This is a genomic window from Sphingobium sp. TomMM7A (assembly GCF_055397305.1).
On sequence record NZ_AP027311.1, the window covers coordinates 2,329,423 to 2,345,025 of the forward strand.

Annotated in this window: 11 protein-coding genes; 7 read left to right on the plus strand and 4 right to left on the minus strand. The window is 63.5% G+C overall.

Annotation, left to right across the window (positions count from 1 at the left end):
• Positions 1–4: 4 nt before the first annotated feature.
• The 4 genes from xseA to ACZ5ZH_RS11645 all read left to right on the plus strand — a co-directional run bounded on the left by xseA (position 5) and on the right by ACZ5ZH_RS11645 (position 5,976).
• Complete coding sequence (gene xseA, locus ACZ5ZH_RS11630) at positions 5–1,510, plus strand: exodeoxyribonuclease VII large subunit (RefSeq protein ID WP_464771609.1); 1,506 nt, start codon at positions 5–7, stop codon at positions 1,508–1,510.
• 33 nt (positions 1,511–1,543) lie between these two features.
• Complete coding sequence (locus ACZ5ZH_RS11635; RefSeq protein WP_464771610.1) at positions 1,544–1,756, plus strand: DUF2093 domain-containing protein; 213 nt, start codon at positions 1,544–1,546, stop codon at positions 1,754–1,756.
• Positions 1,753–2,592, plus strand: a complete 840-nt coding sequence (locus ACZ5ZH_RS11640) for a M23 family metallopeptidase (RefSeq protein ID WP_464771611.1) — start codon at positions 1,753–1,755, stop codon at positions 2,590–2,592. Before ACZ5ZH_RS11635 ends, ACZ5ZH_RS11640 begins: the two co-directional genes overlap by 4 nt.
• Positions 2,593–2,910: 318 nt before the next feature.
• Entirely contained in the window at positions 2,911–5,976 is a 3,066-nt protein-coding gene (locus tag ACZ5ZH_RS11645; protein WP_464771612.1) for a TonB-dependent receptor plug domain-containing protein, read from the plus strand.
• Between the two features lie 97 nt (positions 5,977–6,073).
• On the opposite strand, the gene clpB is transcribed toward ACZ5ZH_RS11645, so the two are convergent.
• The gene (clpB, locus tag ACZ5ZH_RS11650; RefSeq protein WP_464771613.1) at positions 6,074–8,653 is read right to left on the minus strand and encodes an ATP-dependent chaperone ClpB; all 2,580 of its coding nucleotides are present in this window, start codon (positions 8,651–8,653) and stop codon (positions 6,074–6,076) included.
• A 246-nt stretch (positions 8,654–8,899) separates the two neighbouring features.
• On the opposite strand from clpB, the gene ACZ5ZH_RS11655 reads away from it, so the two are divergent.
• Genes ACZ5ZH_RS11655 through ACZ5ZH_RS11665 form a run of 3 tightly spaced genes read left to right on the plus strand, consistent with a single transcriptional unit; the run spans position 8,900 to position 12,600 of the window.
• On the plus strand, positions 8,900–11,776 hold the full coding sequence (locus ACZ5ZH_RS11655) for a M16 family metallopeptidase (protein WP_464771614.1): 2,877 nt from the start codon (positions 8,900–8,902) through the stop codon (positions 11,774–11,776).
• 23 nt (positions 11,777–11,799) lie between these two features.
• Positions 11,800–12,102 carry a hypothetical protein gene (locus ACZ5ZH_RS11660; protein WP_449470669.1) on the plus strand — a complete coding sequence of 101 codons (303 nt, stop codon included), beginning with the start codon at positions 11,800–11,802 and terminating at the stop codon, positions 12,100–12,102.
• Between the two features lie 48 nt (positions 12,103–12,150).
• On the plus strand, positions 12,151–12,600 hold the full coding sequence (locus tag ACZ5ZH_RS11665; protein ID WP_464771615.1) for a MarR family winged helix-turn-helix transcriptional regulator: 450 nt from the start codon (positions 12,151–12,153) through the stop codon (positions 12,598–12,600).
• A 165-nt stretch (positions 12,601–12,765) separates the two neighbouring features.
• On the opposite strand, the gene pal is transcribed toward ACZ5ZH_RS11665, so the two are convergent.
• From pal to ACZ5ZH_RS11680, 3 genes are read right to left on the minus strand one after another with little or no spacing between them, the layout of a single operon-like run.
• Positions 12,766–13,281 carry a peptidoglycan-associated lipoprotein Pal gene (gene pal / locus ACZ5ZH_RS11670; RefSeq protein WP_449470672.1) on the minus strand — a complete coding sequence of 172 codons (516 nt, stop codon included), beginning with the start codon at positions 13,279–13,281 and terminating at the stop codon, positions 12,766–12,768.
• A gap of 59 nt (positions 13,282–13,340) precedes the next feature.
• Positions 13,341–14,663 (minus strand): Tol-Pal system beta propeller repeat protein TolB, encoded by a 1,323-nt coding sequence (tolB, locus tag ACZ5ZH_RS11675; RefSeq protein ID WP_464771616.1) that lies wholly within the window; start codon positions 14,661–14,663, stop codon positions 13,341–13,343.
• Positions 14,660–15,589, minus strand: coding sequence for a cell envelope biogenesis protein TolA (locus ACZ5ZH_RS11680; protein WP_464771617.1), 930 nt, complete (start codon positions 15,587–15,589; stop codon positions 14,660–14,662). Before ACZ5ZH_RS11680 ends, tolB begins: the two co-directional genes overlap by 4 nt.
• Positions 15,590–15,603 lie beyond the last annotated feature (14 nt).

Sequence of the window (15,603 nt, forward strand, 5' to 3'; positions counted from 1 at the left end):
GCCCATGTCCCCGGAATATGAAGCTGGTTTGGATGCATCGGGCCGCCTGTTAGCCGAGGAACGGGCGGGGGACAACGCGCCGCCGCTTTCGGTGAGCGAATTGTCGGCCATATTGAAGCGCACGGTCGAGGATCGCTTCGGCCATGTCCGCTTGCGCGGCGAGATTTCCGGCTTCAAGCGCGCTGCGTCGGGCCATCTCTATCTTTGCCTCAAGGATGACAATGCGGTCATCGACGGCGTGATGTGGAAGGGCGGGGCACAGCGCCTGCCTTTCGCGCCGCAGGATGGGGTGGAGGTGATCGCCACCGGCAAGCTCACCACCTATCCCGGCCGCTCCAAATATCAGATCGTGATCGAACGGATGGAGCTGGCGGGCGAGGGCGCGCTGATGGCGCTGCTCGAAAAGCTCAAGGCAAAGCTCGCAGCCGAGGGTCTGTTCGACCGCGACCGTAAACGCCTGCTCCCCTTCATGCCCCGCACCATTGGCGTCGTGACGTCGCCCACCGGCGCGGTCATTCGGGACATTCTCCACCGTCTTGAGGATCGTTGCCCCACCAACGTCCTGCTCTGGCCCGTGCTGGTGCAGGGGCAGGGGGCGGCAGAGCAAGTCGCCCGCGCCGTGCGCGGCTTTTCGGCCATGCAGCCTGGCGGCCCGCTGCCTCGTCCCGACCTCGTCATCGTCGCGCGCGGCGGTGGATCGGTTGAGGATCTATGGAGCTTCAACGAGGAAATCGTCGTCCGGGCCGTGGCGGAATGTTCGATCCCGATCATCTCCGCCGTTGGCCATGAAACCGACACCACACTCTGCGACTATGCCGCCGACATGCGCGCGCCCACGCCGACCGCCGCTGCTGAAATGGCGGTGCCGGTGCGCGCTGATCTGATGGCCATGCTGACCGAACAGGGCCTGCGCATGAATCGCGCGGTGCGTCGCGGTGCCGCGCAGGCGCGCGAGCGGCTGGAGGTGCAGGCCCGGCTCATGCCCACTCCCGACATGCTGCTTGCCCCCCAGCGGCAGCGGCTCGACCAGCTGTCCGGCGATCTTGGCAATGGTCTGCGCCACCGCGTCGCCGATGCCCGCGCGCATCTGGGGCAAGCGGGCGGGGCGCTTCGCCCGGCGCTCCTGCACCAGCATTTGAGCCGCGCGAGGGAACGGCTGGACCGTCAGCGTCTGCGTCCCGATTATCTGACCCGCGTTTTTCACGACCGCGCCACCGCCTTCGACCGCCTGTCGCGCCTGTTCGTCTCGGTCAATCCCGACTTGCCGCTCAAGCGCGGCTTCGCCCGCGTCATGGCGGCGGACCGCCTCGTCAAGACGGTCGATGAAGCCCGTGCGGCAGGCACGGTAGCGCTTCATTTCGACGATGGTGCGGTCGCGGCGACGGTGGAAAGCGGCCCACCATCACCAGGCCTTGAGAAGGCGCCGCCGCAAGCTATATCCCCTACATCCCGCCCCACCCGCAAACCGCAGGAGGGCGGCGAAACTCGCCAGCAGGATCTGTTCTCCTGATGTGCATGAATGTGAAAAAGGCCGCCTGATCTCATGCTGATGTCCAACCGCGATCGTCCGGCTCGCCTCCATTATATGGCCTACAGCTTCCGCGTGCTCCAGGCGGGCGACCATGTCGTGTGCGCCGTCACTGGCGAGAAAATCGCGCTCGACGATCTGCGCTATTGGAGCATTGCCCGGCAGGAGCCCTATGCCAGCGCCGAAGCCTCGGCCCAGGCTGAACTGAAGGCGCGGAGCCTGCGATGAAATGCTGGGCAGCCGTGCTTCTGCTGATGACCGGCAGTGTGGGCGCGGCGAACAATCCGGCTCCCGTTCCCGCCGCCAGCATCACCCTTCAAGGCACCGCGCAGCAGGGCGGCACGCTCACCGGTACAGCGCCACCCGCGACGGCGGAATTGCGCCTCGACAATCAACTCGTCCGCGTCGATCCCGATGGCCGCTTCTTCATCGCCTTCGACCGCGACGCCGGGCCGCGGGCACAGCTCACCGCCCGCCTCTCCGACGGTCGCATCATCAACCAGACGATCAGCATCGCTCCTCGCGCCTGGCGGATAGAGCGCGTGAATACGCCGCTCCGCCCGGTGCGCGACAATGAAGCCTTCCTGGCCTTGCGCCGCCCGGAACTGGCGCAGATCGCCGCCGCCCGCGTGCAGGAAACCGCCGCCCAAGGCTGGCGCCAGCGCTTCCTCTGGCCGCGCGTCGGGCGCATCTCCGGCCTATTCGGATCGCAGCGCGTCTATCAAGGCGTACCCGGCGCCTATCATGGCGGCATCGATATCGCCGGGGCGACCGGCGATCCCGTTCTGGCGCCTGCTGACGGCGTGGTGACGCTGGCGGCCGATCACCCGTTCACGCTCGAGGGAAATCTGCTGATGATCGACCATGGCCATGGCCTCACCAGCGCCTTCCTTCACCTCTCCCGCATCGACGTGAAGCTCGGCCAGTCCATTCGTCAGGGTCAGAATATCGGCGCGATCGGCGCCACCGGCCGCGCCACTGGCCCGCACCTTCACTGGGGCTTGCGCTGGAACGAAGCGCGGATCGACCCGCTTCTGCTCACCGGACCAATGCCAGAAAACTGAACTGAGATGCATTTGCGCAACTTAGTGTATCCTGTGGCAATGACAGAGCATCAAAGTTCCGCCTGCCATAAATGACTGCAAATAAAGTTGTTAAACGAACGTAAAACCGCGCTTATCGCCTATGTGGCAAATTTACGACAGTGAAACAGCAAAGTGCGCTCCGCTCCCTAGCATTGCTTTACACGCATAAAACGACTGCGCAGACTATCGCACAGCACGGATGAAGAGGGGTTTGCTGTCGGGCTCCTACGCCCCTCTCCATGCGTCGGTAACTAGGCGCAGGTTCGCTTGCGCCGCTCCAGAGCAAGGGACTGGACTGTGAAGAAAATCTCGAACAATGCGTGGCTGCGCAATAGCGCAGCGCTGCAGGCGCTCGCATGCGCGGGCGCCGGTTTCGCGGCGCTCGCCGCTCCTGCCTTTGCGCAGGACACTCCGGCTGGCACCGTGGCCGAAGAACCTCAAGCGACCATCGTGGTCACCGGCTCCATCCTGCGGCAGGACGTGAACAACACGCCTTCGCCGATATCAGTCCTGACGTCCGAATCGCTTGAACAGCGCGGCATCCAGACCACGCAGGAAGCACTTCAGCGCATATCGTCCAACAATGGCGCTGCGCTCACCAACAGCTTTTCGGCGAACGGAGCCTTTGCGGCCGGCGCGTCCGCCGTTTCGCTGCGCGGCCTGTCCACCAGCTCCACGCTTGTCCTTTTCGATGGTCAGCGCGCCGCCTATTATCCGCTGGCGGATGACGCGACGCGCAACTTTGTCGATCTTAACACTATCCCTGACGATATTGTCGATCGCGTCGAAGTGCTGCGCGACGGCGCATCGTCCACCTATGGCGCCGACGCTATCGCGGGCGTCATCAACGTCATCACCAAAAAGCAGTTCAAGGGTGTCGGCGGCCGGATCGAGGGCGGCATCACCGAACGTGGCGATGGCGAAAACTACCGCGCCACCCTGACTGTGGGCACGGGCGACCTCAACCGAGACGGCTATAACATCTACGCCAGCGGCTTCTGGTATCGCCAGAACGCCCTCTACAACCGCGACCGGCCTTACCCGTATAACTCGCAGGATCAGTCGGGCATCTGCCGCGATGGGGTCTGCGGGCCTCAGGTTGGTCCCAATGGCGGCTCGATCAATCCGTCGAGCACTGGCTATGTCGGTTGGGCAGACGCCACCGGCACGAGCGACCGCCGCTCCTTCGCGACCACTTTCTTTGTTGCGCCAACCGATTCAACCAGCGCGCTTGACGATCCGCTCGGCCGCTATCAGATTCTAAATCCCGCCGCAGGCTGTATCGCTGGCGAGACTCCCTACACCCTGACCGCAGCCGAATTGGCCGATACCGATCAGAACGCCTTTGCGCCCAACACCGTCTGCCAAGGCGATCTGGTGCGTCAATATGGCGTTATCTCGCCCCGGATCGAACGTTTCGGCGGCGCATTGAAGGCGACAGTCGCCGTCACTGACGATATCGAAGCGTCCTTCACCGCCAACTATCTTCAGAGCAAGGTGAGCTACACCGGCGAACCGGCGACCATTCGCGCCAATGGCCCGGCGGGCATCGCGTTCCCCCGCTTCAGCACCTATAATAGCGGCCTGCCCAACGCGCCGGGCTCCTTCGCACTGGCGCTGCCGGTCTATGTCTGCCCACTAGTCAACGGCCTGCCGCAGCCTAATTGCGACGTCACCAACGGTACGCTGAACCCGAACAACCCGTTTGCGGCGCAGGGCCTGCAGGCCCGGATCATGGGCCGTATTCCGAACCTGACCGAATATAATGAAACGCTCAGCCGCACCTATCGTGGAGCCTTCTCGATCGCTGGGCCGATCACGGATAACTGGAACTTCGCGGCGGACATCGTCGGCATGGTGACCGACCTCACCCGCACGTCGAAGGGCTATGTCTACATCCAGAACCTGCTGAACGTGGTCGCCGACGGCAGCTATAATTTCGTCAATCCGCTGTCGAACAGCCAGTCGGTCCTGGATTATCTGTCGCCCGACAACATCACCAAGTCCAAGTCCGAACTTTATGCCGCTCAGGTCAGCTTCAACGGCACGCTGTTCGATCTGCCCGCTGGCCCCGTCCAGCTTGGCTTTGGTGGTCAAATCCGTCTGGAATCGATCAACGCGCCTAGCGCCAATGACGACTTTGCAGGTCCGACCCAGCGCTATTTCATCCTCAATGCCTTCGGTACCAAGGGTGAGCGCGTCGTTCGTTCGGGCTTTGTCGAATTGAGCGTCCCCGCTTTCGAAGGCTTCGAAGTCAACGCATCGGGCCGCTATGACAATTATAACAGCGGCCAGGACGCCTTCTCGCCGAAGGTCGGCTTCCGCTACAAGCCGTTCGACGCGCTGACGCTACGAGGCACCTGGTCGCGGGGCTTCCGCATCCCGAGCTTCGCAGAAGCTAACGCGCTGCCGACGACCGGATTTGTGAATAATACCAAATCAACCTTCCCCGATTCCTATCTGGCCCAATTCGGTTGTTCGCAGGATACCTTTGCCAGCTGCCCGACCTATCTCAACGCCAGCAGTTATGGTCAAACCCAGCTTGCCAGCCCAGACCTGAAGCCGGAAAAATCAACCAGCTGGACAGCAGGCGTGATTTTCGAGCCTACGCGCAACATCCGGCTCAGCGTCGATTATTATAACATCAAGAAAAAGGGCGCGATCATCCCGGCGCCCTACGGTCCAGCACTGGCGGCCTATTATTCGGGTGCGGCGATTCCCGCAGGCTACAACATCATTCAGGATTCACCCGATCCCCAGCATCCCAATGCCCTGCCTCGTGTCGCCTATGTTCAGGCGCCACTTATCAACGCTAATACGATTCGATCCGAAGGTATCGATTTCGCGGCGACCGGCCGGTTTGATTTCGGTGATGTGCGTCTCACCAGCTCATTGGAAGCGACCTACATCATCAATCTCGACACGACCTTCGCCGATGGCAGGGTGGAGAGCTATGAAGGCACGCTTGGCAACAACAGCCTGACCGCTGGATCGGGCACGCCCGAATGGCATGGTAGCTGGACCAACACACTGGAATGGAAAAAATGGACGGTGTCAGCCACAGCCGAATTTTTTGGCGGGTACAACCTGTCGGCGGCGGATATTCCGGGTGGAGCTGAGCCATGCAGCTTGCTTTCCGACAGGTTCGTCAAGTGCGATGTTGCCGACTATATCACCGTCGATCTCACCACCAGCTACAAGCTCAACGACAATTTCACGCTCTATCTGAACGTGCTCAATGTCTTTGACGATCTGCCGCCGATCGATCCGATCACCTATGGCGCGAACAACTATAACCCGGTTCAAGGCGGCACCGGCATCTACGGCCGCGGCTACCGTCTGGGCGTGAAGGCCAACTTCTGATCTGAAGTCGTAACGCTAGAAAAAGGAAAGGGGCGCGTCCGAAAGGATGCGCCCCTTTTTTGATATAGCCCTCCCTTGAAGGGGAGGGCGATGAACATCACCCCACACTCAACTGCAAAGCCCCATCGCCCTCATCCACACGCACCGTCGCGCCGTCCGGCACCTCGCCGCGCAGGATCAGATCCGCTAGCGGATCCTGCAAATAGCGCTGCACCGCCCGCTTCAACGGCCTTGCGCCATAGACCGGGTCATAACCGACCCGTCCCAGCCAGGCCCGCGCACCATCTGTCAGGTCCAGCTTCACCTTGCGGTCCTTAAGCAGCTTGCCGATGCGCGCGACCTGAATATCCACGATCGGCGCCATGTGGCTCGCACCCAGCCGGTGGAACAGGATCACTTCATCAAGGCGGTTCAGGAATTCCGGCCTGAAATGGCCTCGCACGATGTCCATCACCTGATCCTCGACCTTCTCGACAGGCTCATCATCGGCCAGCGAAGCGATGAACTGGCTGCCGAGGTTCGACGTCAGCACGATGATCGTGTTGGTGAAGTCCACCGTCCGCCCCTGCCCATCGGTCAGGCGGCCGTCGTCCAGCACCTGCAACAGCACGTTAAACACGTCGCTGTGCGCCTTCTCGACCTCGTCGAACAGCACGACCTGATAGGGCCGCCGCCGCACCGCTTCGGTCAAGACGCCACCTTCCTCATAGCCGACATAGCCCGGAGGCGCGCCGATCAGCCGCGCAACGCTGTGCTTCTCCATGAACTCGCTCATGTCGATCCGCACCATCGCGCTGTCGTCGTCGAACAGGAATCCGGCGAGCGCCTTGGTCAGCTCCGTCTTGCCGACGCCCGTGGGGCCAAGGAACAGGAAAGACCCAAGCGGCCGGTTCGGGTCCTGCAATCCAGCACGCGAACGGCGCACGGCGGTCGCTACGGCCTTCACCGCGTCGGCCTGTCCGATCACCCGCTTGCCAAGCTCTTCCTCCATGGCGAGCAGCTTCTCGCGCTCACCCTCCATCATCTTGTCGACAGGAATGCCCGTCCAGCGCGACACGACCGAGGCGATGTCCTCCGGCGTCACTTCCTCGCGCAGCATCGCGCCTTCGGTCGCGCCCTGGGCCTCCGCAATCTTGCGCTCCAGATCGGGAATGCGCCCATAGGCCAGCTCGCCCGCCTTGGCGAGGTCGCCCGCCCGCTGCGCCTGCTCCAGTTCGACGCGAGCAGCCTCCAACTGTTCCTTCAGCTTGCTGTCGCCCGCGATCTTGTCCTTCTCCGCCTGCCAGCGCTGCGTCAACGCAGCGGACTGCTCCTCAAGGTTCGCGAGGTCCTCCTCCAGCGCGTCCAGGCGATCCTTGGACGCCTTGTCCGTCTCCTTCTTCAGCGCCTCGCGCTCGATCTTCAGCTGGATGATCCGCCGGTCGAGATTTTCGATCTCCTCGGGCTTGCTCTCCACCTCCATGCGCAGACGGCTGGCGGCTTCGTCCATCAGGTCGATGGCCTTGTCGGGCAGGAAGCGGTCGGTGATGTAGCGGTTGGACAGCGTCGCCGCCGACACCAGCGCGCCGTCAGTGATCCTCACGCCATGGTGCAGCTCATATTTTTCTTTGAGGCCGCGCAGGATGGAGATGGTGTCCTCCACGGTCGGCTCGCCCACGAACACCGGCTGGAACCGCCGCTGGAGCGCGGGGTCCTTCTCGACATATTTGCGATATTCATCGAGCGTCGTCGCGCCGATGCAGTGCAACTCGCCGCGAGCGAGGGCTGGCTTCAACAGATTGCCCGCGTCCATCGCGCCCTCAGACTTGCCCGCGCCGATCAGCGTGTGCATCTCGTCGATGAACAGGACGACCTGCCCTTCGGCGCCCTTCACTTCGTCCAGAACGCCCTTCAGACGCTCCTCGAACTCCCCGCGATATTTCGCGCCCGCGATCAGCGATCCCATGTCAAGCGCCATCAGCGTGCGGTCTTTCAGCGTATCGGGCACGTCGCCATTGGCAATGCGCAGCGCGAGGCCCTCCGCAATCGCGGTCTTGCCCACGCCGGGGTCGCCAATCAGCACGGGATTATTCTTGGTCCGCCGCGCCAGAATCTGGATCGTCCGCCGGATTTCCTCGTCACGGCCAATCACCGGGTCCAGCTTGCCCTCGCGAGCCGCCTCCGTCAGGTCGCGCGCGAACTTCTTCAGCGCATCATAGCGATCCTCCGCGCCTGCCGTGTCGGCCGTGCGCCCGCCACGCAGATCGTTGATCGCGCTATTTAGCGCCTCCGCCTTCAGTCCCGCCGCCGCCAGAGCCTTGCCCGCCGCGCTCGTGGTCGCAAGGCAAAGCGCCAGCAGCAGCCGCTCAACCGTGACAAAGCTGTCCCCGGCCTTCGCCGCCACCTGCTCGGCGCTGTCCAGCACCCGCACCGCGTCATTGTCGAGGCCCGGCGTCTGCTGCGCCCCGCTGCCCGACACCGCAGGCACCTTGGCCAGCGCTGCATCGGTTTCCCGCAGCGCGACAGCGGGATCGCCGCCCGCCGCCTTGATCAGGCCGGAAGCCATGCCCTGATTATCTTCCAGCAGCGCCTTCAGCAGATGCTCCGGACTGATCCGCTGATGGCTCATGCGGATCGCGACGGTCTGCGCCGATTGGAGGAAGCCCTTGGCGCGGTCAGTGAATTTTTCGAGGTTCATAGGAAGCCCTTCGTGAAACTGGTCACGATGTAATGTTGCATAAAAGCCACACAAGAGGCGCTACGCAATTATCCTTAGCATCGCTCGCCCACCCGACGCAAACCTGCCTATATTAGAGGAAGATAAGCTCCGGATCTCGACGCGCCGTTCATCCAATGCATATTGCGCCGTCCCCATGCGCCGCTATGCTGCGGCCACCCATTGCCGCCTCCCCGGCCATGATCTCCAGCTTCGATGAGGGCGCCCATGATTTTTTCCTCCACCTCGCGTCGCCTGGCTCTGTCGCTTGGCCTGTCTTCATTGAGCCTGTCGATCATCGCCCTTCCAGTCCCCGTCGCGCTTGCTGCCCCAGCGGCTCAGACGGCTTCAGCCCCGCTTTCCAGCCTCGTTTCCGCCGTCGATATTCCCTATGAGCAGTTCACGCTGAAAAACGGCCTGCGCGTCATCGTCCATACCGATCGCAAGGCTCCCGTGGTCGCGGTGTCGGTCTGGTATCATGTCGGCTCTCGCTTCGAGCCTGCGGGCAAGACGGGCTTTGCTCATCTGTTCGAACATCTGATGTTCTATGGTTCGGAAAATGCCGATGGGCCATTCTTTGGACGGCTGGAGGATATCGGCGCGACCGACTGGAACGGCACGACCTGGTTCGATCGCACCAATTATTTCGAAACGGTGCCGACCGGCGCGCTCGACCGGGCATTGTTCCTCGAATCCGACCGCATGGGTCACCTGCTCGGCGCGGTGACGCAGACCAAGCTCGATGCGCAGCGCAGCGTCGTGCAGAATGAAAAGCGGATGGGTGAGAATGAGCCCTATGGTCTGGTCGAATATGCCCAGCTCGCCGCCATGCTGCCCGAAGGCCATCCCTATCGCCATTCGACCATCGGATCGATGGCGGACCTGAATGCAGCCAGCCTTGCCGATGTGCAAAACTGGTTCAAGACCCATTATGGCCCGAACAATGCCGTGCTGGTGCTGGCGGGCGATATCGACGTGCCGACCGCCAGGGCGAAGGCCGAAAAATGGTTCGGGAATATCCCGGCCGGTCCTGCGCCCAAGGACGTGGACGCCACCGTGCCAACGCTCGACAAAGATGTCGAAAAGCTGATGCACGACAATGTCGCGGCGACCCGGCTCTACCGCAACTGGATCGTGCCGGGCGTCAATTCGGCCGACCTGCCCCAACTCGATCTGGCGATGTCGGTGTTCGGCGGGCTCAAATCCTCCCGCCTCGACAATATATTGGTGCGCGATGAGAAAGTGGCCGTCGGCGTCAAGGCCAGCATCCAACCGTTCGAAAAGCTGTCGATCGCGGAAATCACCGTTGACGTGAAGCCGGGGCAGGACGCCACCGCCGTCGGCAGGCGGCTCGACCAATTGCTGGCCGACTATCTTGCCAAGGGGCCTACCGCCGACGAGGTTCAACGCGCCGCAACGCAGCAGCTGTCGGGTACGATCGGCGGTCTGGAAAAGGTCGGCGGCTTCAGCGGCAAGGCGGTGACCCTGGCCGAGGGCGCGGTCTATTCCGACGATCCGGGCAAATATAAGAAGGACCTTGCCCTCTACGCCGCCGCCACGCCGCAGTCGGTGGGCGACGCCGCCCGCAAATGGCTCGGGCGTCCGGCATTCCGGCTGACCGTGGCGCCCGGTGAACGGACGGCGGAGGATAATGCGCTCGCGGGCAATGCCACGCACCACCCCGCCTATTTCCGCGATCCCAAAAAGCCCGCGCCGGTAGCCGCCACGCCTCCGCCACCCACACGGGTCGCCGAACCGCCAATCGAGCCGGTCAAGGATCTGGATTTCCCCGCTGTCGAGGAAGCCCGGCTCAAGAACGGCATTCCGGTCGTTTTCGCCCGGCGCGCGACCGTCCCGGTGGTGCGGGTGTCGGTGTCCTTCGACGCGGGCAACGCAGCCGACGACAAGGCAAAACTGGGCACGGCCGCGCTGACCACGGCCCTGCTGGATGAAGGAACGAAAACGCGCAGTTCGGTGCAGATTGCGGAAGAACAGGAACGGCTGGGCGCGTCGATCGGCGCGAGCAATGGCATGGATAGCACCAATGTCGGCCTCTATGCGCTCAAGCCCAATCTCGATGCGTCGCTCGGCCTGCTCGCCGACGTCATTCGCAACCCCGCTTTCGCGCCGACCGAGGTGGAGCGCATCCGGGGTCAGCTATTGACCCGCATTGCAGCCGAGAAAACCGAACCGATGCCGATCGCGCAGCGCCTGCTGCCGCCATTGCTTTATGGCACCGCGCATCCCTACGGCATCCCCTTCACCGGATCGGGCACGGCCAGCGGCGTCAAGGCGGCGACCCGCGCTGATCTTGCCGCCTTTCACGACAAATGGATGCGGCCTGACAATGCCACCATCTTCGTGACCGGCGACGCCAGCCTGGCCGAAATCATGCCGCTGCTCGAAAAGCGCTTCGGCGACTGGAGGGCGCCTGCCGTGGCCAAGGGCAAGAAGCTGTTCCGCATGGACCGGATGGCGCGCCCGGCGCGGATCATCCTGGTCGACAAGCCGCAAAGCCCGCAATCGATGATCCTGGCGGGCCTGTTGACGGGCAAGCAGGGCACCGACAACCCATTGACGCTGCAGACCGCCAACGAAGTGCTGGGCGGCAGCTCCACCTCGCGCCTGATCATGGACCTTCGTGAAACGAAAGGCTGGGCCTATTCCGCTGGCACCGCGTTGCCCGGCGTCAAGGAAACCATCCCCCTGCTGGTCTATGCTCCCGTCCAGACCGACAAGACCGGCGCCTCCATCGCCGCCGCGCGCCAGGACATTGCCGATTTCCTGACCGCCAAAGGCACGACAGAGGCCGAACGCAGCCAGACCATCAACAGCCAGATTCTGTCGCTGCCCGGCAGCTTCGAAACATCGTCGGACCTGATGGGGGCGATGATGCGCAACCGGCTGCTCGGCCGCCCGGACGATTTCTATGAAACGCTGCCGGGCCTCTACCGCGCCATGACCGCCGCCGACCTCGACAAGGCCGCACGCGAGGCGATTGATCCCGCGCGGCTGATCTGGGTCGTCGTGGGCGATGCAAAACTCGTCCGGCCGCAGCTTGACGCGCTGGGCCTGCCCGTCGAAATGGGAACCCTTGCCGATTGATGGCAGCTTGAGGAGATAAAGTGATGGCGAATGTCGATGGCGCTTATGACTGCGTGGCAAAGACGCCGCTGGGCGATCAGAAGGGCGTGTTCACCGTCATCAGCAACGGCACCAGCTTCCACGGCACCTTCGCGGGTATGATGGGGTCGCTGGACGTCGCCGAGGGCAAGGTCGACGGAGACAAGCTCAACTGGAAGATGAACATGACCATGCCCATGCCCATCACGATGGAATGCGAAGCGGTCGTGGAAGGCGATGCGATCAACGGCACCATGCAGCTGGGCGCGTTTGGCGCGGCGGGCTTTTCCGGCACGCGTCGCGTTTAAGCGGACGTTTCCGCCAATGACCGGCCGCGCCACCCTGGGATTATCCTGATGTCTAGTTCCGGCCTGACGCAGGGGCTGGTGCAGCAGTTCCCGCTGGTCGCGCGCGGCTGGCGGCAACTGGCGGACGAAGCGCTGGCGGAATTGCGGGTGTCCTCTAGCGCGGGCTGGTGCCTGGTGCACCTCGCGCGGCTGGGACCCGACGTGCGGCAGGCCGACCTTGCCGATCAGCTGGGCATTACCCAGCCCTCGCTGGTGCGGACGCTGGACGGGCTGGCGGCGATGGGATTGATCGAGCGCCTGCCGCATCCGGAAGACAAGCGATCGAACCGGGTGGAGTTCACCGATGCAGGTCGCGACCTTGCAGCACGGATCGAAGCACGGCTCGATGACCTGTCGCAACAGCTGTTCGACGGCGTCCCCGAAGCTGCCGTCGAGATCACCGTCAACATGATGCAACTCCTCACTCGCCGCATCGCTGAACGGCGCAAACAGGCTTAGGACGCGCCGTCATTTGTGAGTGCTCCCAAAGCGGAGTTGCTACCCCAAGCGCCTGTCGTAAGTAGCGGGAGCAGCGGAGCGCCCGTTGCCATATCCTGACACAGAAAAGCCCGCCGGTCCGAAAACCGGCGGGCTTCCTAAAGCCCGGTGCGACCCGAAGGCTTTTTAATATTGAACAGTCACGGTTACAGCGCGGCGGTTCTGTGCCCAGGCGGCTTCATCCGAACCCAGCGCAGCGGGGCGTTCCTTGCCATAGCTGACCGTGTTGATCCGGCTGGGGTCGATGCCGAGTGAAGCGAGATAGTTTTTCGCGGCATTGGCGCGGCGATCGCCGAGCGCGATATTATAGTCGCGGGTGCCACGCTCGTCGGCATGGCCTTCGATCGTGACGCGGACATTGGGGTTCTGCTGAAGCCAGGCCGCCTGGCTCTGCAAAGTCTGCTGATCCTGCGCATCGACATCATATTGGTCGGTGTCGAAGAAGATGCGGTCGGACGAAACCGACGCGACGAAATCCTCCTGGCTGCCCTTGACCGGACCAGTGGTCGTGCCGGTCCCGGTGCCGGTCTGCGCACTGGTATCGGTTGCGGGCGGGGGTGGCAGGTCCTTGGGCGCCTTCTTGCCGCAGGCGGCGAGCGCGAGGACGGACACGGCGATCAAAAGGGGGCGGTTGAGTTTCATGGGAGGCTCCTCAAAAAGTCCATGCGGTCGTTACGCTTGCGCGATGATGTGGTTCCCTGTCAGGGCAGCAGCGGACCCCATGCAGGGTCGGAGCCGCTCAAGGGCGTGGGGATGCGGCGCTCGTTGACGCCGGTCAGGTCGACTTGCCAGACCTGGCTGGTGCCTTCGCGCCCGGCGGTGGTGCGGAAAAATTGCAGGACGCGGCCGTTGGGCGACCAGGTGGGCTGCTCATCCTGCCAGCCATTGGTGAGGATGCGTTCATTGCCGCCGTCCGGGGTCATGACGGCGATCTTGAAGTCGCCCGAAATCTTGGTGAAGGCGATCAGGTCGCCGCGCGGGCTCCATTCGGGCGTCGCATAGCGGCCGCCGCCATGGCTGATGCGGCGCTGGGCGGAGCCGTCGGCGTTCATGACATAGACCTGCTGGCTGCCCGAACGGTCGCTTTCAAAGACGATGCGGGTGCCGTCGGGCGAATAGCTGCCGCCGACATCGATGCCCGGAGCGGTGGTGAGGCGGACGGGCTGCCCGCCCTGCGCCGACACGCGATAGATGTCGGTATTGCCCGCGACCGCCATCGAAAAGAGGATGTTGCGGCCATCGGGCGACCAGCGCGGAGCAAAAGTGGCATTGTTGCTTTCGGTGACGAGGCGCTGACGGCCGGTGCCGATGTCATAGACATAGATGCGCACCCGGCTGCCCAGATAGCTCACATAGACGATCGACTTATAGTCGGGCGAAAAGCGCGGGGTCAGCGCGATGGACTGGCCATTGGTGATGAAGCGGTGGTTGGCGCCGTCCGAATCCATGATGGCGAGCCGCTTGGTGCGGTTCCCCTTGGGGCCGCTTTCCGCGATATAAGCGATACGGCTGTCGAAGAAGGGGCTTTCGCCCGACAGGCGCGCATAGATGGCGTCGGCGCATTTATGCGCGGCGCGGCGCCAGTCGCGGGGGGCGACGACATAACCTTGGCGGGTCAGCTCCTGCTTGAGCGCCACGTCATAGAGATAGCAGCCGACGGTGATGTCCGCTTCCCCGCCCGTGGTGCGGACGAAGCCCTGCACCAGCGCCTGATAGGCGCCCCATTTGTCATAGGCGGGATTCGTGACTTCCGGAAAGCCGATGGCGGGGATGCCGCCGGGGCCGGAAGGGTCGAACAGGCCCGAACCCTTGAGGTCCGAGGCGATTACTTCCGCAATCTTGCGGCCCAATTCGCTGGACGAACCGGCCGGGGTAGACACCTCCGCCTGCGGGGGCAAAGCGGGCACGACGATCTTGAGGTTGCTGTCGATGTCGCCGGTCACATCGACCGACAACTGGGCCATCGCAGGGCTGGCAAAGGCTGCGCAAAGGGCGAGCAGTGCGGTTATTCCAAAGCTTCTCATCGCGCTTTCCTTGCGTAGACTCTCAACGGCTTGAGCCATTTCCACTGTTCATAATATTCGTCCGGCAGCCCCTGGAAAGGGGACGCCTGCATGACCGCCTGTACGGCGCGTTCCTTGTAGATGGAGACCTGCGGCTTGTTGCTGGCCGTCTGGCCCTGCACGTCGATCACTTCGGGCCTGCCGATTACTCGGCCGTTGCGGTCAATCTTCACCTCCAGAAAGGCCACCAGCTGCTCGACATCCGCGCCGGAAGGGAGCTTCAAATGCCGATAGATTTGATCGCCGATGAGGCGGTCAAGCGCAGCCTTCTGGACGGGACCCATGGTCGCAGCGGGCGGCGGCGCGGCCTTGCGCGGGGCGTCGGCTTCAGTGTCGATGCCCTTCAGGAAATCCTTGCCGAGCAGCGACCCCTTGGGCTTTTCCGCCTTGCCCTGACCGGACGCGCGGGCAGGGGCATTGGGCTTGGCCTTTGCGGCAGGCTTTTGCGCGGCCTTGGCCGGAGTGGGCGCGGCGGCGGCGGGCTTCGCTTTGGCGGGCGTCGGCTTGGCCGCTGGCCGTGTAGGCGCGGGCTTTGGCTTCGGCTTTGGCTGGGGCTTTGCCACGTCCTTCTTTGCCGGTGCCGGGGCCGGTTCGGGCTTGGCGGGTGTCGGCTCCGGCTCCGGCACAGGCGCGGGTTCAGGAACGGGCGCCGGTGCCGCATCCTCGGTCGGGCCTGCTTCCGGCGCGATGCTGGGCGGCGGCGGCTGGGTCGAGATTTGCGGCGCGGCGGATTGCAGTGCGGCCTCGTCCACCAGACTGACGTCCATCGGCGGCGAATTTAGTTTGAGCGGATTGGGGGTGGCGAGAAAGCCAACCGACAGCAAGCCGAACAGCAGGACATGTCCCGCCGTCGCCACGCCAAGGCCGATTTTCTCCGCACGTTCCATCCCCGAGTCCTATG

Excerpts from the sequence above, each read along its gene's own strand:
- ACZ5ZH_RS11635 (WP_464771610.1), top strand. The coding sequence starts at position 1,544 with ATGCTGATGTCCAACCGCGATCGTCCGGCTCGCCTCCATTATATGGCC.
- clpB (WP_464771613.1), bottom strand. The coding sequence starts at position 8,653 with ATGAACCTCGAAAAATTCACTGACCGCGCCAAGGGCTTCCTCCAATCG.
- ACZ5ZH_RS11655 (WP_464771614.1), top strand. The coding sequence starts at position 8,900 with ATGATTTTTTCCTCCACCTCGCGTCGCCTGGCTCTGTCGCTTGGCCTG.
- xseA (WP_464771609.1), top strand. The coding sequence starts at position 5 with ATGTCCCCGGAATATGAAGCTGGTTTGGATGCATCGGGCCGCCTGTTA.
- ACZ5ZH_RS11640 (WP_464771611.1), top strand. The coding sequence starts at position 1,753 with ATGAAATGCTGGGCAGCCGTGCTTCTGCTGATGACCGGCAGTGTGGGC.
- ACZ5ZH_RS11665 (WP_464771615.1), top strand. The coding sequence starts at position 12,151 with ATGTCTAGTTCCGGCCTGACGCAGGGGCTGGTGCAGCAGTTCCCGCTG.
- tolB (WP_464771616.1), bottom strand. The coding sequence starts at position 14,663 with ATGAGAAGCTTTGGAATAACCGCACTGCTCGCCCTTTGCGCAGCCTTT.
- ACZ5ZH_RS11680 (WP_464771617.1), bottom strand. The coding sequence starts at position 15,589 with ATGGAACGTGCGGAGAAAATCGGCCTTGGCGTGGCGACGGCGGGACAT.
- pal (WP_449470672.1), bottom strand. The coding sequence starts at position 13,281 with ATGAAACTCAACCGCCCCCTTTTGATCGCCGTGTCCGTCCTCGCGCTC.
- ACZ5ZH_RS11660 (WP_449470669.1), top strand. The coding sequence starts at position 11,800 with ATGGCGAATGTCGATGGCGCTTATGACTGCGTGGCAAAGACGCCGCTG.